Origin of the sequence: Pseudomonas sp. BF-R-26, from assembly GCF_019947395.1 — a bacterium.
Lineage (GTDB): Bacteria > Pseudomonadota > Gammaproteobacteria > Pseudomonadales > Pseudomonadaceae > Aquipseudomonas > Aquipseudomonas farris.
Genome location: NZ_JAGYGK010000032.1, coordinates 1 through 20,521 on the forward strand (window position 1 = coordinate 1; position 20,521 = coordinate 20,521).

15 protein-coding genes are annotated in these 20,521 nt (G+C 58.7%); 8 read left to right on the plus strand and 7 right to left on the minus strand.

Features of this window, described 5'->3' with window-relative positions:
• Positions 1-1,995: NEL-type E3 ubiquitin ligase domain-containing protein (locus tag KGB18_RS29470; protein ID WP_263292590.1), on the plus strand; the 1,995-nt coding region annotated here is incomplete at its 5' end.
• 157 nt (positions 1,996-2,152) lie between these two features.
• On the opposite strand, the gene KGB18_RS29475 is transcribed toward KGB18_RS29470, so the two are convergent.
• The 5 genes from KGB18_RS29475 to KGB18_RS29495 all read right to left on the minus strand — a co-directional run bounded on the left by KGB18_RS29475 (position 2,153) and on the right by KGB18_RS29495 (position 7,906).
• On the minus strand, positions 2,153-2,647 hold the full coding sequence (locus KGB18_RS29475) for a CS1 type fimbrial major subunit (protein ID WP_123719389.1): 495 nt from the start codon (positions 2,645-2,647) through the stop codon (positions 2,153-2,155).
• Positions 2,648-2,710: 63 nt separating this feature from the next.
• Positions 2,711-3,454, minus strand: a complete 744-nt coding sequence (locus KGB18_RS29480; RefSeq protein ID WP_123719390.1) for a molecular chaperone — start codon at positions 3,452-3,454, stop codon at positions 2,711-2,713.
• A gap of 59 nt (positions 3,455-3,513) precedes the next feature.
• Complete coding sequence (locus tag KGB18_RS29485; RefSeq protein ID WP_223570948.1) at positions 3,514-4,779, minus strand: hypothetical protein; 1,266 nt, start codon at positions 4,777-4,779, stop codon at positions 3,514-3,516.
• Positions 4,780-4,784: 5 nt separating this feature from the next.
• Positions 4,785-7,307 carry a CS1-pili formation C-terminal domain-containing protein gene (locus KGB18_RS29490; RefSeq protein WP_223570949.1) on the minus strand — a complete coding sequence of 841 codons (2,523 nt, stop codon included), beginning with the start codon at positions 7,305-7,307 and terminating at the stop codon, positions 4,785-4,787.
• A gap of 107 nt (positions 7,308-7,414) precedes the next feature.
• Complete coding sequence (locus KGB18_RS29495) at positions 7,415-7,906, minus strand: CS1 type fimbrial major subunit (protein ID WP_223570950.1); 492 nt, start codon at positions 7,904-7,906, stop codon at positions 7,415-7,417.
• A gap of 477 nt (positions 7,907-8,383) precedes the next feature.
• On the opposite strand from KGB18_RS29495, the gene KGB18_RS29500 reads away from it, so the two are divergent.
• Both KGB18_RS29500 and KGB18_RS29505 read left to right on the plus strand, forming a co-directional pair.
• A complete protein-coding gene (locus tag KGB18_RS29500) occupies positions 8,384-8,965 on the plus strand; it encodes a PadR family transcriptional regulator (protein WP_052966203.1) in 582 nt (193 codons plus the stop codon).
• Positions 8,962-9,753, plus strand: coding sequence for a siderophore-interacting protein (locus KGB18_RS29505; protein ID WP_123719393.1), 792 nt, complete (start codon positions 8,962-8,964; stop codon positions 9,751-9,753). The genes KGB18_RS29500 and KGB18_RS29505 overlap by 4 nt, the downstream gene beginning before the upstream one ends.
• Positions 9,754-9,922: 169 nt before the next feature.
• Here the strand turns inward: KGB18_RS29505 and KGB18_RS29510 are convergent, their stop codons facing one another.
• Complete coding sequence (locus tag KGB18_RS29510) at positions 9,923-10,579, minus strand: Pr6Pr family membrane protein (RefSeq protein ID WP_123719394.1); 657 nt, start codon at positions 10,577-10,579, stop codon at positions 9,923-9,925.
• Between the two features lie 2 nt (positions 10,580-10,581).
• Complete coding sequence (locus KGB18_RS29515; protein ID WP_007941719.1) at positions 10,582-10,812, minus strand: VF530 family DNA-binding protein; 231 nt, start codon at positions 10,810-10,812, stop codon at positions 10,582-10,584.
• A 254-nt stretch (positions 10,813-11,066) separates the two neighbouring features.
• Between KGB18_RS29515 and KGB18_RS29520 the strand changes: the two genes are divergently transcribed.
• The 5 genes from KGB18_RS29520 to lon all read left to right on the plus strand — a co-directional run bounded on the left by KGB18_RS29520 (position 11,067) and on the right by lon (position 20,293).
• Positions 11,067-11,912: a TauD/TfdA dioxygenase family protein gene (locus KGB18_RS29520; RefSeq protein WP_123719395.1), complete on the plus strand. Its 846-nt coding sequence runs from the start codon at positions 11,067-11,069 to the stop codon at positions 11,910-11,912.
• A gap of 207 nt (positions 11,913-12,119) precedes the next feature.
• Positions 12,120-13,502, plus strand: a complete 1,383-nt coding sequence (locus tag KGB18_RS29525) for a carbohydrate porin (protein ID WP_223570951.1) — start codon at positions 12,120-12,122, stop codon at positions 13,500-13,502.
• Positions 13,503-13,776: 274 nt separating this feature from the next.
• A complete protein-coding gene (locus KGB18_RS29530) occupies positions 13,777-16,185 on the plus strand; it encodes a glucose/quinate/shikimate family membrane-bound PQQ-dependent dehydrogenase (protein WP_123719397.1) in 2,409 nt (802 codons plus the stop codon).
• Between the two features lie 568 nt (positions 16,186-16,753).
• Positions 16,754-17,131, plus strand: coding sequence for a DUF6124 family protein (locus KGB18_RS29535; RefSeq protein ID WP_123719399.1), 378 nt, complete (start codon positions 16,754-16,756; stop codon positions 17,129-17,131).
• A 744-nt stretch (positions 17,132-17,875) separates the two neighbouring features.
• Positions 17,876-20,293 (plus strand): endopeptidase La, encoded by a 2,418-nt coding sequence (gene lon, locus KGB18_RS29540; protein WP_223570952.1) that lies wholly within the window; start codon positions 17,876-17,878, stop codon positions 20,291-20,293.
• The last annotated feature ends 228 nt before the right edge of the window (positions 20,294-20,521 follow it).

The following is a 20,521-nucleotide window of genomic DNA, read 5'->3' on the forward strand; positions in this document are numbered from 1 at the left end:
GTTCGCCCCGTTGCCGAGCACGAAACGCTGTTGCTGGTACGCGGCGGCGGACTGAGCAAGGATGGCGAGACGGTGCATGATCGTATTCGCGATCAGTACTCGCATTTCAGTGAGCGCGAGGTCGATGTGTTCGCCAACGCGCTGATCGAAAAGGGTGAGCCGCTGAAAGCCATGGAGCAGGAAGAAGACGATCTTGATGAACTGCGGGTGATCCTGAACCGTTGGGAATACCAGCAACCACAATACTGGGGCCCGGATCGCCAGGGTTTCATGAACGGTGGCGGGCAGCACATTTCCCGACGCCTCATTGAGTGTTTCGAGCGCAAAAACCTGGAGCTCGGCAACCGCACCGACCCTGCCCACTATGCCCTCGACCTTTCCCGAGAATTGTGGCCGGTGGATCTGGAAACCTGGTGGTCGAAACGCCCGGAACTGAAGAAGTTTCTCAATCGAATCACGGTCCTGAAGCTCGACAACACGCGGTTCGGCAGCGAGCCGAATGGCCTGTTGAAAGACTTCCCCAACCTTCGAGAACTCAGCGCCGAAAACTGTGAACTGACTCAACTGCCCTACGGCATCGGCCAGTTGCGCAGGCTGGAACGTCTGCGACTGAGCAGCAACCGCATCGTGCTGGACGCGCCGGCGGTTGAGCAGCTGAGAAATCTGACCTACCTGGAGATCCTCAGGCTTGAGGATAATCCCCTGGGCAGGCTGCCGGACATCGGACGCATGCCCAGACTGAAGGTCGTGGCCCTGAAAAATACCGGGCTCAGCACTTGGCCGGAAGGCACATTGGCCAAACCCCGCCCGCGCGGTTTCTTTATGGACCTGCGCGAAAACCCGATCGATCAGCTCCCCGACGTGGTATCCGGCTCGCCGGACGCATGGGTGGTGGCGCGTACACGTCTGGATGTCGGCCAATTGAACGAGGTGCATCAGGTAACTTATCAGGCACTGCGCCGATCCGTGCAGTTGCCTGCCGAACCTGTCGAACCCTCAAGCACGCGGGTCCCACCGATGATCAGTTCGACTTACAGCGCCTCGCACTGGAACGACGTGCCAGGCTGGGGGGTGGATCGAGCCACCTTATGGTCTGAGCTGCTCGACGAACCCGACGCCCAACGGTTCATGGCCGTGCTGATCGACACCCAAAACTCGGCCGACTATCGGGCGGGCGGCCAAGCTCGGACGCAACTGCTGCAGCGCGTATGGCGGATGCTCGACGCCGTGCATATCGATGCCCGGCTCAGGAAGAAGCTGTTCACCATGGCCATCGCCCCGGTCGATTGCGCCGATGCCGGAGCACAGTTGTTCAATCACATGGGCATCAATGTGCTCGCCTCCGAGGCGTATTCGTATTCCACCGATACCCCGCAACTGGAACGATCGCTGGTAACCCTGGCCAAAGGCGCTGCGCGCCTGGAGCGGGTCAACGATATTGCCCGGGCCGATATTGTCGGTCGCGACAGCAACCCTGACGATGTCGAAGTCTATCTGGCTTACCAGACGGGTCTGGCACAACGCCTGAGCCTGCCTTGGCAATCAGATGGGATGCTTTACCGAGGCGTGTCCGGCGTCACCGATGCCATGATCGACCAGGCCGGTGACACGGTGTTGGAACTGGAGGAAGGCGATGGTCTGGTGAACAAAATGCTTGAACAGGATTTCTGGGAACAGTATTTGCGCGAAACCTGGCCGGTGCGGATTGAAACCAACAAGCGCCTGTACCTGAATAAATCCGAACAGTTTGTGTCGTTGCGCAGTGTCCAGCGGGAATGGGCCGACGCCACGCAGTTGAGCGACACCCAGCGTGCCGTGCTGAGAAACCGGCTCAAGGAACTGATGAACGATCTATCGGTGCCAGAGACTGTAGTGTTTGCCGATGAGCCGATAAACGATGTCATCTTCGACCGGTGGCTGGTCGACATGGGCGATGAGGAAAAAGAACTGTCGAGACGTCTGACCCGCGAAGCATTGAGAAGAGCCGGGCAGTAAAACGGCCACGCTTCAAGTTGCAAGATGAAGTCTGACGGCGGAACCGCCGTCAGACTGACGTTAACCATCTACCGGCCCCATTCTTCAACGAGCGCCTCATTACCCATCTCGAACAAGGCGAATACGTGTTGGTGTCATTCGTGGGACATATTCGAGATCAGGGCGCGACAGCATTGAAAATCAGCTGGACATTTCCATAGTAAGTGCCCGGTTTGTAGCCACCGGCAGGCACTTTCGGTCGTATCTCCAGGGGAAAGCGGCCGCCCGCCATCGCTTGCGCCGCCGATACCACTTCCCGGGATTGCGGATCGTGGCTCAACTCCTGGCCGTTGAAGCTGACCCGCAAGTAGATGTTCTGATCGTCATGCCCATTGGACAAATAGGGTTCGCTCTCCAGTCGTGCCTCAATGGCACTGGTGTCGTGTTTGACATCGAAGTTTTTGCGCAGCCCGCCCAGGGTTGAAGTGTGGATGTTCCAGGCCAGAATCTGCTCCCGATGAATCCAGTCCGTCTCGGCCGGGATCACGTAAAACCCCAGCGTCGGAATATTCACCGACACTTCGAACGTGTGTTCTTCCCGCGCCGCGAACGCCGACGCACTCATCAGTGCCACGCTGCCCATCCACAGGACGATGGCCGCTTGCTTGATCATGTCAGATACCTGTTGCGTCAAAAAAAGGCCACGAGCGCCAGCGGCTACCCGCGTGGTCGAAGGTCACCGGCCGGCGATGTGCAACGCCTTTTTCGAGCCGCCCTCGATCAGGTTGAAGCGGTACTCACGCCCCGGTTTCTTGTCGAACTCAAACGTCTTGCCCGCCAGCACGTGGTGCTTGGTGGTGGGCTCGCAGTCGGTTTCGTTTTTGCGCGAGCAGTTACGGAACTCATCGATCACCACCACCGTGTTGCCGTTATTGCGCAGCCTGTAACGTTCGGCGCTGTCGTCGACCACACTGTCATAGCGACTGTTCTGCGGCCGGACGAAGAACACCGTGCCGAAACCGGTCATAACGTTAACGCCTGCCGACAGGGTCTTTTTGTAGTCCTCGCGCTCCTCGCTGGACATCGCGAACTCGTCTTCCTTTTCCGGCACCACTGGCACGAAACGCACACGAAAATAGCGCTCGGTTTCCCGCTCTCCCATGGCCAACAGACGCGTGCCCTGCATGCCGGTGGCCGGGATGATCAAACGCGCCGGGCTGGCCATCAGCCCGTCGCGAGCGCTGGCATCGGCCTGAGCCTTGACCGGCACTTCGCGAGGCGTGCCATCCGCGTCGTAGATGATTTCCAGAATATTGACCTTGACGAAGGCCGTGCTGTCGCCGCTGTTGAATACGCGCTTGAGGTACGTGCTCTTATCGCCATCCAGATAGTCGTAAACCGTTCCCACATTGATTTGCGGCCCGGCCTGAATCGCCAGAGAAAATCCGCTCAAACCCAACAGTGCCCACAGACGTTTCATACCCTTGAACCTCATACTATTGAACACAACACTGGCTCGAATAATCGATGCGCAGCCCATCAGATTTCCGAGTCCCAGATCACCGTCACTCTGCCCGAATAGGTGCCGCCGCTACCGGGCTCCAGCATGAACTCCATCTGGTTTTGCGGAATTTCGAAATGCAGAACTCCGGGTGCTCTATCGACATAGAAGCCGGGTTGAAACTGTTGTGCATTGGCCGCTCCCGCTCTCAGGCGCTGGCGCTTGACGGGTTGTCCGGCAAGATCGGTCAGGCCATTGGGCAGGCTGACGCTGACCTGCAACTCAACCGATTTTTTCGAGACCGGGTCTTTAATCATGCAGTCGTAAGAGAACCCCGCAATCTCACACTCCAACTGCATCTTGAAGCGCGAAGACGCCGAGATATTGAAGGTCTGATCGCGGAACAAACGCACGGGCCGGCGCCCGGCTTGCAGCCAGCTTTGCCAGCCACCGGCTGGTACCAGATCGATTTTTTCGCCACCGGGAGGAATATCGACTTTCAGGGTGTGCTGCACGTCGAGATTGAAGTTCAGGGTCAATGCAGAATCATCGGGTTGCATTACATCACCCATGTCGAAATCCTGATTCGGCCCGACGCCAAAGGTAATCGATCCGTTGTAAGACCCACTCTGCATAGTCAGTGGGTTCGGCGTTATCAATTGATAACCGAACACGAAGTACAGGTATCGAAAGGACAGTGGTATCTCGAACAAAGGTTGCTTTGAGCACACCCCCGCGCCGAGGGGCACTTTCCAGAAGCTGTTGAAACCAATATTACCCACGGTCGACCACCCGACTCCCTGACAGGGTGGAGGGGCATACATCCAGGATCCGCCGCTCCAAAGCCTGTCCCATCCAGGTCCGCCCGCCACCCCGGTCAATTCGGCGACCGACACCGGTAGCTGCGACTCATGTCCGATTCCCGCAATCCGGACCTTGACGGTCTGGACTTCTCCGGATGAGTGGGTAACCTGCACATCCCGCCAGTCCGAGGGCACTTTGGCCATTCCACCTTGCCGAGGATCGACATGATTGGCACGGATCGGTGCATTAGCAGTAAATGAAATCGGCGCAATCAGACTGAATAGACCCTCCGACTCACAGGCCCTTGGCACCTGAAGACAGAAACCTTGAGACGGAGTTTTATTCACGAATTCATTTTTATGCGGAGCCGCCGAGTCCGGCGAAAACGTAGCGTCAATGTTCAAGACAGCGGCATTCGCCGGTAATGAACTCAATCCACACAACGCTGCCAGCGGCATCGCACGACTGAGGTTTTTTCCAAGCCTGGTCAATATCTTCATGTCAGTCAGCTCGCCGTAGCGTCCTTGAAAGTAGCGTCTGCCAAGGTGTCCGGCGAACAACGCAAATCACCGATCATCAGCACATCGTTTTCACTGCGGTGCTTATCCACATCGAGTCGGAACTGACACAGCAACTGCTCGGCATAACGAACGTCCAGGGTGGGAGAGCCGGCATTCATTTCCATCGAGAAGAACCCATCGACCTCACTGACCCCACGGCTGGCGTGGTTGATCACGTGGTGGCCCTTGAGCGGCTGGCCTTGTGCGTCGAGCAGACGGCCCAGCACGGTGAGGGTTTTCATCACTCGCACCTTGCGGTACTCGACGCCTCCCTTGTTCAGGTGATAGCGGGTACGCGCCGGTTCGATGCTGGCCGCCGGCGCGTGATTGCCTTCGAAGTCGAAGCTCACCGAGCCGTTTCTGTAGGCGGTAATCGGAATGAAGTTGCGCCCTGGGCGCAACGCCGTGCTGCCACCGCTCAAATCATCGGCGCGCAAGGCAATGCCATCGATATCGGACTCGACATCGACGATCATCCCGGCACCACGACCCTGATGCTGGCTGGTCAACGTCATGCGTTGGCCTCCAACGATCAGCGTGCTGTCCAGATTCAGGCCACCGGTGAAGTTGCCGTTATAAGACGAGCGCTGGACGAAGCCGTCGCCATTGACCGCGTCAGTACGAAAGTTCGCCAGGCTCGACAGACCAATGCCGTAAGTGTCGGTGAGCGCCGTCACCGAGACGTTCTGCAAAACGTGGTCCCGCAGGGTCTTGCGGTAACCGATCGAGGCGTTGTTGTCGCGGCTGCCATTCCGCGCAGTGCGAGTGCCGATGCTGCCGGAAACCTGCTGGTCCGGCCCGCCCAGCGCCATGTTGATGCTCAGGTCGACCCCGCGATTGCGCGCATCGCCACTGCTGTAACTGCCAGGACGATCAAACAGCGACAGGCGCCAGTTGGCGTCGCTGCCGAACATCACAGTGCGTTGCGACCAGCCCAGATCCACACCCACGCCTTCGGTGTTGCCGTCACTGTGGGACACCCGAGCATTGAGTGAACTCTTGCGGCTGATGCGATGGTTCAGCGCCAGCGATGAATTGCTGGTCTGGCCGGTGAACACATTGCGCTGACGTACCCGAGTACCGTCAGGCAGCGTGTCGTAACTGTTGCGGGTGTCGAGCCAACTGCGGTTGTGGCTGATCACCAGGCTGCCGGAGCCATAGTTGTAGAGCCCCTGCAGATCGGCGCCGGTGCCGTGATCTTCGGTCTGGTAAAGATTGGCATAGAGGCTGGTGCTGTTCGCCAACGTCCAGTCGATGGAACTGCCGTATTGCAGTTTTTCTCGCACCTGACGGGCCGACAGCCCGAGAATCACTCGCGGGTGCAGCAGGTAGTTGAGCGACGCGCCAGCAGTCGAATCGCCGCTGGCCTGTTGATCCCAGTTGCTGAGCAGTTTGGTTTCCTGCCCGGCGAACAGGTTGTAGCGCCAGCGCTCATCGAGGTTGCGCCAGTTGTTCGGTTTGTAGATCAGCTCCTGAGTACTCGAGGTGGTTTGACCGTCCTCGATCAGCCGTACTTCCACCTCGTAAATGCCACCGGGCAACGGGCGAGTGTCGAGGGTTTGCAAACCGGCAGGCACCGATTGGGTATTGATCAACAGGCCATCGCGGAAAATCTCCACGGACGCCTGGCGGTTCGCGGTCACATAAACCGGGTACACGCTGGGCCGGGAACTGTCGATCGCCAGGCTGTCGGAACTGCCGTACATCAAGCCGACGGCTGTGTCGGGACTGGTGCCGAACGAACGGGGCTGACGCGTCAGGCCTTCGGAATTGGGGGTGAAGTAGCCCAGGCGAACGAAACTGCCGGGCAATTCACGCTGGGTGTAGAGCTCGTGAACTGCGTGATATAGCTTCTCGTCCGGCCCGCCGAGGCGAGCCAGTTGCATGTTGAACGTCTGGCTCCAACTGCCCAGGCTGGCGCTGGCTTCGAGGCCGAAACGACCGCCCAGATCCTGATCCTGCCCCCCATTGAGGTTGAGCTGATTGCGCACCATCAGGCCGCTGCTGCCACCTTCGGGTTGGTCGTAGTAACGCTTGGCATCCAAATCGCGCTCAGCGTTTTCGGTGACGATCGATACCAATGAATTTTCGAGGTTGTAGTGAACCGCCAGCATTTGCTCCGGGCATTGACCTGTGCAGCTGCCCAGCGCCACACCGGGTTTGAGGATATCGGCCCAGGTCTCGCGCTCACTTGCGCCGAATCGGCTTTCGCTGGTATCGGTGAAATCGAGCAACGTCACGCGGTCATCACGGGACAACACAACCATTGCCTCGCCGAGCGGTTGTTGATCGAGCTCTACCCGAACCGCCAGCGGAACATCAAAGAAATGCTCCTCAAACTCTGCCGGCAAGCCTTTGGCCTGAGCCAGCAAACTTCGCGGCGTATTATCAACGGAAGTGGGCGCCGCAAATGCACTGCTACATAACAGCAACGCAAGCGCTGCCGCGATGGGCGTCATCGGGAACATGAACAGGTACTCTGATTACGAAGAAGTTGAATCCCGACCGACAGATGGAAGCATGCCGGCCGGTCACGTTACTTAAGCAAGTAAGCGCTTATGACTCCTGATCAAGTTCAAAGAGCAACAGGGGGAACAGCGTCGAACGTCATGGTGACTGCGCCGGTGTAATACCCGGGCGCAATATTGGGGCTAATAGCCTTGATATTGAGTGGGGCACGGAAGTTGACGTTCGACTCGGTCTCGCCAACCACCATTTGCGGAGTCGTGGTGAGGACTACACCATTAACCGCCACTTGCAGATTGATCGCGCTAGAACCAGAGTACAGCTGCGGTACGCTTTCAAGGCTGGCATGCACAGACCCATTATTGTTGATCATGTCAAAGAAGCCGTTGACCTCGCCCATTTTTCCGGTAGTGGGCCTATAGCTCATGTCCTGATCCTTGTTGACCAGGTCCGGATCGGCCGGGACTACATAGAAGCCGTTGCCCGGCACATCAGCCACCAAGCTGATCGAGTGACGGGCTTCACTCGCGGCAAACACGGCGGAAGAACTCAGAGCCAAAACAGCCAGTGGAGCGGCAATCGCGATTTTTTTGAACATCATTCAGTACCTGTCTTCTTGAAAGGATCGATTCATTGAAAATCCACACAACGCACACCGGTAAGGGCTCGTGTTGATTTGAACTTTCAACGCCGAGGCATGATCGGCTGTTCGCTCTGGAAAGTAAGCAAGTAACTTCCGATGATCACGTAGTTAAACACCCTCATGACAAGCAAGAAAAAAGAACAAAAAAGCAAAATACAAAACATCGACTGTAAGTTATGCCCTACATACAGTTTTATTAAAAAAACCATACAGCAGTTTTAACTATACAACACGGGACTTCAGGGCTTTTAGAATAGAGGGTACGACACTAATAGAGCGATAACTTTAACTTTCCAGTCCTGTTTCCGAAAGAAAAAGTCAGGTTGCCAACCCATGCACCGCTTGTCGGCCGTCTGAATGGCTCCCAAAAAACGTCTTGCTCACGGAGTAAGATATATCTTAAGTTGTATCTAAACACGACGAGAGCAAGCCAAAATGAGAGACCATCATTCCCCCCACCGCGAACACGGCGACGGTCGCGACGGCTTCGAGAAACGTCCTGGACCCGGCCGCGAGCGCGGTGGACGCGGACCACGGGTGTTCGCCCCCGGTGACCTGAAATTGTTGCTGCTGGCGCTGATCGCCGAGCAGCCGTGTCATGGCTATGACCTGATCCGCCAGATCGAAAGCATGTTCGACGGCGCCTACAGCCCCAGCCCCGGCGTGATCTACCCGACCCTGACCTTCCTTGAAGAAAGCGAAATGATCCTGGGCGATGCCGAAGGCGGAAAAAAACGCTACAGCATCACCGACGCCGGACGTCTGTCTTTAAGTGAACAAGCGATTGCCCTGGATGGCGTGCGCATGCGCATCGAAGTCAGCAAGCGCTCGCTGCGCGGCCATGACCGCCCCGCCGAAATTCACGAAGCGGTGCACAACCTGCGCCATGCCTTGCAAATGCACCATGGTCGCTGGAGCCCGGAAGAAATCCTGCGGGTACGCGACCTGCTCAACAACACGGCCAAAGCCATCGTCGATGGCCCCGCCGTTCAACCCGTTCAGGAGAACGCCGAATGACCGACGTTATCGTGCCATCCCCATCCATTCACCGTGTCAGCCACGAGATCAAGCGCCGTCGTCTGGAAGTACTGCGAGTGGTCGACCTGACCCCGCGTATGCGCAGAATCACCTTGGGCGGCCCAGAGCTGGCTGGCTTCGTCAGCCTCGGAACGGACGACCACGTCAAACTGCTGTTCCCACAAAATGCAGCGGAACAAGCGGCATTGGAAACGCTGGTTCTTGGGGCTGGCAAAGACAACGGGCCGATGCCCGCGATGCGCGACTACACACCTCGTCGTTATGATCTGGACACGCTGGAGCTGGACATCGACTTCGTGCTGCACGGCGATGGCCCTGCCTCGACCTGGGCCGAGCAGGCCAAACCTGGCCAGTTCCTGCACATCGGTGGGCCTCGGGGCTCGATGATCGTGCCGGATATCTTCGACAGCTACCTGCTGATCGGCGACGAAACCGCCCTGCCCGCCATCGCCCGCCGCCTCGAAGGCCTGGCTGCCAATCGGTGTGCACTGGTGATCGTGGAAGTGGAGAACGGCGCCGAACAACAACGCCTGGAAAGCGCAGCGCAGGTCGATGTGATTTGGGTACTGCGTGAAGGTGGCAGGAATAACCTGCTGACTACCGTGCAACAGATCGAGGTGCCCGATGGCAATCTGTATGCGTGGGTGGCGACTGAGTCCAAGGTGTCGCGGCAGATTCGCCGGGTATTGCTCGATGAGCATGGCCTGAACGAGCAGCTCGTGAAAGCCGTCGGCTACTGGCGACTGGATGACAGCGACGAGGAGTAACCACAAATCAAATGTGGCGAGGGGGCTTGCCCCCGTTGCGCTGCGTAGCGGCGCTAAAACCAGCAACGGAGTGATAGCTGGCACACCGAGTTTGCTGATTTCGCGACTGCTTCGCAGCCGAACGGGGGCAAGCCCCCTCGCCACAAAGCTCCCTCGCCACAGTCAGTGTTCACTTCCGACCTGTGCGCCACCGATCCAGCCCAACCACCAGCAGCGCAATCAGCACAAACCCCGCCAATACCCCACCTGCATTCACAAACACCTGTGGATAACCCAACTTGTCCACATCAATGAACGGATAGGGATAAACCGCTAGCAGATGCCCGCGCCATAACGCATAGCCGAAGTACACCAGCGGATAGATCACCCACACCGCAATGTGCCGCAGCCGCAACGTACCTTTGGGCACACAGCACCACCAATAAACCAGAAACAGCAGCGGCATGACGTCATGCATCAGCTCATCGGCCAGCCATTGCCAGCCTTCGGGATGCCACAAATGGCGTAATAACAGGCTGTACGCCACACCGACCACGGCGATGCTCACCGCAATTCCACTGCTCACCCACGGCTGCAAAAACCAGCGCCGCGCCGCCGATTCCCGGGACGTCAGTTCACAGGTCAGCACCACCGCCACCAGCGTGTTGGTCAGCACGGTGAAAAAACTGAAAAAACTCACCAGCCCACCCAGCAGACTGGCCGCAACACTCCAGCGTAGGTAAAGAATCAGGTACATCTGAATGGTTAAGCCCGCCCAGCCCAAAACCGCAGCCACGGCAACACAACGACGCCTCGCGGCAGAACCTGGCGTCGAGGGTATGACCACGCTCAGACCGGTCGCTTGGTGCGCATCAGCTTCACGTACAGGCGTTCGACCTTCTCCCGCGCCCATGGGGTTTTGCGCAGGAAAGTCAGGCTCGACTTGATGCTCGGGTCACTCTTGAAGCAGCGAATATCGATACGTTCGGCCAGCCCCGACCATTCGTAGTGTTCAACCAGGGCGTTGAGGATCTGTTCCAGCGTCACGCCGTGCAGCGGGTTGGTGTTCTGTTCGGTCATGCCGGGCCTTCGAGCGATGAAAGGAATGGAAGCCGCGCACCTTAGCCGAGGGTGTGGTCAGGTGGAAGTGTCTGTTCGAATACCGGGACAGATCCTGAGTTAACTGTAGGAGAACTCCTGCGTGCAAGCAGGCTCATTCGCAAAATATCCCCCAGGAAAAAACCGGTAAAACATCCTCCGAACTGCGTCTTCGACGTGGTTGTATGCCGCAGGCTAAAGTGCCTGCAACGACCCACAACCACAGGAGAATTTTCATGCAAGGATGCATCGAAAAAAAACTCAATCAGCCGTTCGGGCTGACGATCATGCCGGCTTTCAGCGGGCAACCCTTGTCCCGCTTGCCGATCAACGAATTGCGCGCGCTCGCCAGACAACATCACTTGGTAATCCTGCGCAACTTCAGCCATGACTTGCACACCCCCACGGCGCTGGTGCACTACGCCAGGCAATGGGGCGAAATTCAGTCAGGCTCGTATGGCGACATACTTGAAGTGCGCGAACACCGGGATGCGCAGGATCATGTGTTCGATCACCATGACATGCACCTGCACTGGGACGGCGCCTTTATGCCGACAGTCCCGGAATTCCAGCTGTTTCACTGCCTGCAAGCACCTCACCCTGAGGCTGGCGGGCAGACAACCTTCGTTAATACCCGCGCGCTGATCCGGCAGGTGCCTGCACAGCGACTCGCGCAATGGCAGGCAATCGAGGTGACCTACCGTATCGATAAAGTCGCCCACTATGGCGGCGAAGTCCGGTCGCCTCTGTTGGTGCATGATCCTCGAGACCGCGAGTGGGTGCTGCGCTACTGCGAACCGCCCGTCATCCAACGCCAGGTGCTCAATCGTCATTCACTGGAGTATCACGGTATTGAAACGCCAGAGATCAACGAATTTGCCGCGGATCTGCACCGGCGCCTGTGCGATCCGCAGTTCGTTTATGCCCACGCCTGGCAACCCGGCGACCTGCTGATTGCCGATAATTTCTCGCTGTTGCATGGACGCCGCGCGTTCACTTCGCAATGCACCCGACACTTGCAGCGAGTGCATCTCCACGGCTCGCCACGGTGCATCAATCGCGCTCTGATACATGCCGGTTAACACCGCCCACAGCCCCGACCGGTGCTACGGTGCCGGTCTTTAACCAACTATTACCAAATCCGAAATGATCCATGTCAGTAAAAGCTCTTTCTCTATGTGTAACAGAACATTATCCTTACGCCCGTCCAGCTGAAACGCTTCTCCCCTGCTTCATTCCTGCTGCGTTCAGTTCACCCCCTTTAGAAAAAGACCAAGAATTCCTTCTCTATGCCTGATTTTCAAACTCCGCGAGACAGCGCTGTCTTACTCCCTGTGGCCAGTCGAAAAGCCCTGAACCTGATCGGCGGTTTCACCGCGTTGAGCCTCGCCACCTGCACCCAGGCTGCGCCGGCCTTCGATGGCGATTCGCCGTGGATGCTCGGCGACTGGAACGGCACGCGCACCGAACTTTCGGAAAAAGGCTACGACTTCAAGGTCGATTACACCGGTGAAATGGGCAGCAACCTGCACGGCGGCTACGACCATGACCGCACCGCTCGCTACAGCGACCAGTTCGGCTTTGGCACCCATCTGGACTTGCAGAAGATTCTCGGCTGGGACGACGCTGAATTTCAGCTGACCATCACCGAACGCAACGGCAACAACATCAGCAACGACCGGATCAACGACCCGCGTGTTGGCGGTTTCACTTCGGCTCAGGAAGTCTGGGGCCGTGGCCAGACTTGGCGCCTGACGCAGATGTGGTATCAGCAGAAATTCTTCGATCAGAAGCTCGATATCAAAGTCGGCCGCTTCGGCGAGGGTGAAGACTTCAATAGCTTTCCCTGCGACTTCCAGAACCTGGCGTTTTGCGGCTCCCAGGTCGGCAACTGGGTTGGCGACATCTGGTACAACTGGCCGGTCAGCCAGTGGGCGATGCGCGTCAAATATCACCTGACGCCGGAGCTCTACGCGCAAGTCGGGGCTTACGAGCAAAACCCGTCCAACCTTGATCGCGACAACGGCTTCAAGCTCAGCGGCAGCGGCACGCAGGGCGCGATCCTGCCGGTGGAACTGGTCTGGACTCCAAAATTCAATGGCCTGCCGGGTGAATACCGTGCCGGCTATTACTACAGCAATGCCAAGGCCACCGACGTCTACAAGGACAGCAACGGCCAGCCGGCAGCCCTCAGCGGCGAGGCTTATCGCAGCGCATCGAGCAAGCACGGCATGTGGCTAGGCGTGCAGCAGCAGCTGACCAGCCGCGCCAGTGACAACTCTCGGGGCCTGAGCGTGTTCGCCAACGGCACGATGCACGACAAAAAGACCAACGCCATCGACAACTACGTCCAGGCTGGCGTCGTCTACAAAGGCTTGTTCGATGCCCGCGCCAGGGACGACATCGGTTTTGCCCTGGCCCGTGTCCACGTCAACCCGGCCTACCGCAAGAACGCCGAGGCCACCAATCAGGCCCGCGCCGTCTTCGACTACGACGACCCGTCGTTCCTGCCGCCGCAAGACACCGAATACAGCGCCGAACTCTATTACGGCGTGCACGTCACGAACTGGCTGACCGTGCGCCCGAACCTGCAGTACATCCGCCACCCCGGTGGCGTGGACAAGGTCGATGACGCGCTGATTGGCGGGATCAAGGTCCAGTCGTCTTTCTAATTAAAACCACAATACCTGTGGGAGCTGGCTTGTGTGGCGAGGGGGCTTGCCCCCGTTGGGTCGCGAAGCGGCCCCGGCATTTCAAAGTCAAACCGCATGTAAAGGGTTTACGACTGCTTCGCAGCCGAACGGGGGCAAGCCCCCTCGCCACAAGCCAGCTCCCACAGGGATTGAATCAACCGCACACCTTTCTTAACTGAACCATGCCCGCGCCAGATCGTCATCTACAGTGAACTTGCGCGGGACTACTTAAAACGTCACGGAGAACCACACTATGAGCGCTGATGGTGCTTTCAGTCGAAGCCGTCTGCTGCCGAGCTTGCTCGGTATCGTGCTTCTACTAATGGGCCTGGCCTTGCTGGCCGGGGGGATCAAGCTGAGCATGCTCGGCGGCTCGCTGTATTACCTGCTGGCCGGTATCGGCCTGATGCTGACCGGGGGGCTGCTGCTGGCCGACCGTTATGCGGCGCTGAGCCTGTATGCGGTGGTGCTGTTCGCCAGTACTGTCTGGGCACTGTGGGAAGTCGGCCTGGACTGGTGGCAACTGGTGCCACGTCTGGCGCTGCTCTTTGCCCTTGGTATCGTCATGCTGCTGCCATGGTTTCGTCGCCCATTGCGTACCGGCGAATTCAACCCGATCGGCACCGGTGTACTGAGCGCTGCGGTGGTCATCGCCGGTATCGCCGCGCTGGCCAGCCTGTTCACCAACCCGGGTGAAATCAAAGGCGAACTGGATCGCGACGCCGTGCCTGGCATGACCAACACCGCTCCGGCCATGCCCGATGGTGACTGGAACTCCTACGGCCGCAGCGCCCATGGCGATCGTTACTCGCCACTGGCGCAGATCACGCCGCAGAACGTCAGCAAACTGGTGCCCGCCTGGACCTACCGCACCGGCGATCTGCCTGGCCCGAATGACCCGGGCGAAACCACCGCCGAAAACACCCCGCTCAAAGCCAACGGCATGCTCTATGTCTGCACGCCGCACAGCCAGGTGATCGCGCTGGACCCAGACACTGGCAAGGAACTCTGGCGTTTCGATCCGAAGCTCTCCACGCAGAACGCGGCGAACTTCAAGGGTTGGGCGCACATGACCTGCCGTGGCGTGACCTATCACGATGACGCAGCCTATGCCTCCGAGCAGAGCCCGACCGGCACGGCCAACGCGCCAGTGACCAGCGTCTGCCCGCGCCGGATCTTCCTGCCGACTGCCGACACCCGTCTGATCGCCCTGAACGCCGACACCGGCAAAATGTGCGAAGACTTCGGCAACGGTGGCCAGGTTGACCTGACGACCAACATCGGTGAATTCACCGCTGGCGGTTACTACTCCACTTCGCCACCGGCGGTCACCAAAGACCTGGTGGTGATTGGCGGCCACGTGACCGACAACGTTTCGATCGACGAGCCAAGCGGTGTGATCCGCGCGTTCGACGTGCACACCGGCAAACTGGTGTGGAACTGGGACAGCGGCAACCCGGACGACACCACGCCGATTGCCGAAGGCAAGGTCTACACCCGCAACTCGCCGAACATGTGGTCCATCTTCAGCGTCGACGAAAAACTCGGCATGATCTACCTGCCGATGGGCAACCAGACCCCGGATCAGTTCGGTGGCGCGCGCACCCCTGAATCGGAACTGCACGCCGCCGGCCTGACCGCTCTGGACATCGCCACCGGCAAAGTGCGCTGGCACTTCCAGTTCACTCACCATGACCTGTGGGACATGGACGTCGGTGGCCAGCCAACCCTGATGGACCTGAAAACCGCAGACGGTGTGAAACCGGCGGTGCTCGCGTCCACCAAGCAAGGCAGCATCTACGTGCTGGACCGCAGCAATGGTCAGCCGATCGTGCCGATCAAGGAAATCCCGGTGCCGCAAGGCGCAGTGGAAGGCGACCACACTTCGCCGACTCAACCGATGTCCGACCTGAACTTCGTGCCGCCGACCCTCAAGGAACGCGACATGTGGGGCGTGACCCCGTTCGATCAGATGCTGTGCCGGATCGACTTCAAGTCCCTGCGTTACGACGGCATGTTCACCCCGCCATCGCTGCAAGGCTCGATCGTTTATCCCGGTAACTTCGGCGTGTTCGACTGGGGCGGCATGTCGGTTGACCCGGTTCGTCAAATTGCTTTCGTGAACCCGAGCTACATGGCGTTCAAATCGAAACTGATCCCGGCCGCCGAAATCGCCAAACAAGGCCCTCGCGTCAGCGAAACCGAAGGCGTGCAACCAAACAAAGGCGCGCCTTACGGCGTGATCCTCGAAGCCCTGCTGTCGCCAATGGGCCTGCCGTGCCAGGCACCGGCCTGGGGTTACGTGGCCGCGGTCGATTTGACCACCAACAAAACCATCTGGATGCACAAGAACGGCACCGTGCGCGACAGCTCGCCGGTTCCAATCCCTCTGAGCATGGGCGTACCGAGCCTGGGCGGGGCCTTCACCACTGCCAGTGGCGTGGCCTTCCTGAGCGGCACCCTCGACCAGTACCTGCGCGCCTACGACGTGAAAAACGGCAAGCAACTGTGGGAAGGCCGCCTGCCAGCAGGCGCGCAAACCACACCGATGACCTACACCGGCAAAGACGGCAAGCAATACGTGCTCGTTGTTGCTGGCGGTCACGGATCGCTGGGCACCAAGCAAGGTGACTATGTGATTGCGTACAAACTGTCGGAATAAGCGGTAGCGGCAGTTAAAACAAAGGCGACTCCTGTGAGGGGGTCGCCTTTTTTTGTGGGCAATCCCCGCCATATCCAAAATCCCTGTAGGAGCGAACTGTGGCGAGGGGGCTTGCCCCATTTGAGTGCGTAGCACTCACCAGATCTTTGGTACATCAGTGATTTTGGGGCTATTTCGTAGCCCAACGGGGGCAAGCCCCCTCGTCACAGTTCGCTCCTACAGTTGATTGTGGTCGTCAGAGATATCCGCGCAGGTCCTACAGATGTGGTGATTTTTTGAGAACTTTCCGACAGGTTTTGACGGTTGTCGCTCGGAAGAGCGGTGTATAGGCTTTGGGGGTCGCTGCAAATCAGCGACCGGGCGTCGCGGCCTGAATTAGCTTACTTGGTGCATAATCACCGGCCCCAATCGACGTTCCTGTCGTTTGGTCTCATGGTGGCTGTGCGCGGGATACCTTCGGGTATGCCGAGTTTCCAAGTAGCTCGGTCCGCGAACCTGCGTACAGCTGCCACCCTCCATCGCGTCGCGGCGATCAGTGGCAGCTCCATTACTTACTTGGAGCTTCATCATGTTCAAAGAAACACCGAATCCCCCTGAAACCGAGAACGTTTCGCCCTACGAATCCAACGATTCAAAAAAATTCCACGACGCCGCTAACCGCGCGCTCGATCACTACCTCAATCCGTCCGCCCTCAAATCCCCCGTGGCCCGCAAACCGAGCACGATGTATATGGTTGCGCCGGATATCAAAGACGAAGACCTGTTGGTTCATACCTGTGAGTCATTGGCCCAGGCCAGTGTGATGGCGAGTGATTTTGCAGGGTATCTGGAGGGGCCGCACCGGCACACGGCAATGGCGATTCAACAAATCGTCATGCTGGCAGAACTGGCGGTAAACCGGATGCTGAATAACGTTGCCATCTCAAAACCTGCGCCACACAGCTAATCCCCTGTAGGAGCGAGGCTTGCCCGCGAAGACGGTCTGACATTCAACATTGAGATCGCCTGACACGCCGCCATCGCGAGCAGGCTCGCTCCCACAATTGAACCGTGTGCATCTGCGAGAGATTGGTTGGCTGTCAGGCCGCCTTCGCGGGCAAGCCTCGCTCCTACAAATGGGGCGGCGTATGTCTGAGAGAAATTGGCCGGCTGTCAGGCCGCCTTCGCGAGCAAGCCCGCTCCCACAGTGGAGCGGCGTACACCCGCCCCTCGCCACTCAACAGGTCGAGCGTTAGCTCGCCTGCCGCTTTTGATCTGGCTTTTGATCTTGATCTGCCCGCCCCTTCGGGAGGCTGAGTGGAGGTGTTCATCTGGGGATTGGCGCGCAGCGCCGTTCGACGCAGTCGAACTCATCGCATGTAGGTTGAAGCGAAGCCAACCGTAGGGCGATGCCCCCAGATGGATACCGGAACGAAGGAACGCCGAGCCTTAGCGAGGGGCCGTACGCTTGGGGCGAGACCTTTTGGTTCCTTTTGGGGCGTTTGCCAAAAGGGACTCGCCGTAAGGGCGAAACCATAAGCCGCCGTTACCGCAGCAACGGATATGTACACAACCCAACCAAAGCATGGTCGGCCCTAAGGCCGCCAAGACCAGTCAAAACCCTGAACACACATGCTGAAATATCCAGAGCCATTGAAACCACCCCCCACCTGCCCCATCTAAGACCCATACCCTATTGCGCAGGTGCCCCATGACCGACCAGCAAGAATTCCCCGAAGACACGAGCGAATACGCCGAAACAGACAACGTCGAACACCACTCCACCGGCAAAGGCCTCGCCCTGCCTGGCCAGAACCTGCCGGACAAGGTCTACATCATCCCGATTCACAACCGGCCCTTCTTCCCGGCGCAAGTACTGCCGGTCATCGTCAACGAAGAGCCGTGGGCCGAAACCCTCGAACTGGTCAGCCAATCCGATCATCACTCCCTGGCCCTGTTCTTCATGGACGCTCCCCAGGAAGACCCGCGCCACTTCGACACCAAAGCCCTGCCGGAATACGGCACCCTGGTCAAAGTCCACCACGCCAGTCGCGAAAACGGCAAACTGCAATTCGTCGCCCAGGGCCTGACCCGCGTACGCATCAAAACCTGGCTCAAACACCATCGCCCGCCGTACCTGGTAGAAGTCGAATACCCGCATCAGCCCACCGAGCCGACCGACGAGGTCAAGGCCTACGGCATGGCGCTGATCAATGCGATCAAGGAACTGCTGCCGCTCAACCCCCTGTACAGCGAAGAGCTGAAGAACTACCTCAACCGCTTCAGCCCCAACGACCCGTCGCCGCTGACCGACTTCGCCGCCGCGCTGACCTCGGCCACGGGCAGCGAGCTGCAAGAAGTGCTCGACTGCGTGCCGATGCTCAAGCGCATGGAAAAAGTCCTGCCGATGCTGCGCAAGGAAGTCGAAGTCGCGCGCCTGCAGAAAGAAATTTCCGCCGAAGTTAACCGCAAGATCGGCGAGCATCAGCGCGAGTTCTTCCTCAAGGAACAGCTCAAGGTCATCCAGCAAGAGCTGGGCCTGACCAAAGACGACCGCAGCGCCGACATCGAGCAATTCGAGCAACGTCTGACGAGCAAGGTGTTGCCGCCTCAGGCGCAGAAACGCATCGAAGAGGAAATGAATAAACTGTCGGTCCTCGAGACCGGTTCACCGGAGTACGCGGTGACCCGCAACTACCTCGACTGGGCGACCTCGGTGCCATGGGGCGTGTACGGCGAGGACAAACTCGACCTCAAACACGCACGCAAGGTGCTGGACAAACACCACGCCGGCCTCGACGACATCAAGGACCGCATCCTCGAATTCCTCGCTGTCGGCGCTTATAAAGGCGAGATCAGCGGCTCCATCGTGTTGCTGGTGGGCCCGCCGGGCGTGGGCAAGACCAGTGTCGGTAAATCCATCGCCGAAACCCTGGGCCGGCCGTTCTATCGCTTCAGCGTCGGCGGCATGCGCGACGAAGCCGAGATCAAGGGCCACCGCCGCACTTACATCGGCGCACAACCGGGCAAACTCGTCCACGCGTTGAAAGACGTCGAAGTGATGAACCCGGTGATCATGCTCGACGAGATCGACAAAATGGGCCAGAGCTACCAGGGCGACCCCGCTTCGGCGTTGCTGGAAACCCTTGATCCGGAACAGAACGTCGAATTCCTCGACCACTACCTGGATTTGCGCCTGGACCTGTCGAAAGTGCTGTTCGTCTGCACCGCCAACACCCTGGATTCAATACCCGGCCCGTTGCTGGACCGGATGGAAGTGATTCGCCTGTCGGGCTACATCACCGAAGAGAAAGTCGCGATCGCCAAGCGTCACCTGTGGCCGAAACAGCTTGAGAAAGCCGGCGTATCCAAGGGCAGCCTGAGCATCAGCGACAACGCATTGAAAGCCTTGATCGACGGCTACGCCCGGGAAGCCGGGGTGCGGCAGCTGGAAAAAAACCTCGGCAAACTGGTGCGCAAGGCCGTGATGAAGCTGCTCGACGAGCCGAAAGCAGTGATCAAACTCGGCCCGAAAGACCTGGAAGCCTCACTCGGCCGACCGGTATTCCGCAACGAGCAAGTGCTGTCCGGCATTGGCGTGATCACCGGGCTGGCCTGGACCAGCATGGGCGGCGCGACGCTGCCGATCGAAGCCACGCGCATTCACACCCTCAACCGTGGCTTCAAACTCACCGGGCAACTGGGAGAAGTGATGAAGGAATCGGCAGAAATTGCCTACAGCTACGTCAGCTCCAATCTGAAGCAATTTGGCGGTGATCCGACGTTCTTCGACGAAGCCTTCGTTCACCTCCACGTACCGGAAGGCGCCACACCGAAAGACGGCCCGAGCGCCGGCGTGACCATGGCCAGCGCCCTGCTCTCGCTCGCCCGCAACCAGTCGCCGAAAAAAGGCGTGGCCATGACCGGTGAACTGACGCTGACCGGGCATGTACTGCCGATTGGTGGCGTGCGCGAGAAGGTGATTGCAGCGCGGCGGCAGAAGATTTTCGAGTTGATCCTGCCGGATCCCAACCGTGGAAGCTTTGAAGAGTTGCCGGATTATCTGAAAGAAGGGATTACCGTGCACTTTGCCAAGCGCTTTGCGGATGTGGCGAAGATATTGTTCTGATAGTTATGTAGTGCCTGCACGGCCGCCATCGCGGGCAAGCCCGCTCCCACAGGTTTATCGCAATCCCTGTGGGAGTGGACTTGCCCGCGATGACGTCGGTACTGACGACAGCATCCCTCATGGCCATCCCGGTCTGGCTGTCACACTTTGTCTCATCTTCAGTTATGCTCGCCGTTCGTCGTAAATGCCGGAGCCACTGATCTTATGTCCCCCACCCGCCTGTTGATC